This is a genomic window from Falsihalocynthiibacter sp. BN13B15 (assembly GCF_041205415.1).
In the GTDB taxonomy this organism is placed as follows: Bacteria; Pseudomonadota; Alphaproteobacteria; order Rhodobacterales; family Rhodobacteraceae; genus Falsihalocynthiibacter; species Falsihalocynthiibacter arcticus.
Genome location: NZ_JBGFCE010000059.1, coordinates 1 through 1,064 on the forward strand (window position 1 = coordinate 1; position 1,064 = coordinate 1,064).

Genomic DNA, 1,064 nt, shown 5'->3' on the forward strand with positions numbered 1-1,064 from the left:
CTGTTGCGGATCGTTTCATAGTGCTTGATCGAGGCCAAGTCGCTGCTGAGTTCTCAAAAGACCAAATTTCGCGAGAGCAATTAGTGGAATTGATGGTGGATCTACACCAAACCGGCCAAATTTCTTCAGTTGAAAGCGCGTAGTAAAAATATGACATTTCCGATCTCATCAACCCGTCCGCAAGCCACAAAGCCATCCCGACTTCAGGAACTAATGTCCCGAAACATGATCGATGTTGCGATCACTGTGATATTCTTTTTGTTGCTGGGCATGTACGTAATTGGCGCGCCAGAAGTATACCTGAAGTTCGACATTTACCGCTCTTTCATGTCGACCTTACCTTACATGGGATTTCTCGCGCTAGGAGTCACATTCATCGTCACATTAGGGGAAATCGACCTTTCTTTTCCGTCCATTATGGGCGTATCCGCTTGGGTATTTGCTACTGTTTTTACTCTAACCGACAGCGCAATGATCAGCATTCTAGCGAGCATCGGTTCGGGAATGGTGTGTGGTGCCCTAAACGGATTTATTATCACCAGAATTGGTGTGCCCTCCATTGTCGCGACGATTGGTACAATGTTTTTGTTGCGCGGCTTGGTAAATGTCCTGGCTGAAGGCAAAGGCATTCCCTTGGTAGAGCTGCGGGAATCAGCATTCCACCCCATTTTGGTAGGACGCATTGGCGGCGAAATTCCCATGCAATTTGTATGGTTTTGTCTCATCTCAATCCTGATGATCACAGTTTATCGAAGGCACATATTTGGAAGCCACGTTCTATTTGTTGGCGACAATAAGGATTCCGCAAAAATGATGGGCATTCATTCGGATCGCGTCCGAATGACTAGCTATGTATTGTTAGGCGCGATGTCCGCACTCTCGGCCATTTTCCTACTATCCGAGGTTACATACTTTTGGCCAACCACGGGCGAGGGTTTCTTGCTTCCTGCCCTAGCTGCCGTCTTTATCGGAGGAACCTCTGTTTTCGGTGGGCGCGGAAGCATGTACGGCACGTTTATTGGCATACTGATTATCGGTTCTTTGGAAGCGGGCATCGTGGCAAT

General features: G+C 47.7%; 1 protein-coding gene. It reads left to right on the top strand.

All coding sequences use genetic code 11. The features are described 5' to 3' along the window. Positions 1-225: 225 nt before the first annotated feature. Positions 226-1,064, top strand: an 839-nt coding sequence (locus AB9F26_RS22115) for an ABC transporter permease (protein ID WP_369769112.1), incomplete at its 3' end; no start/stop codon positions are given.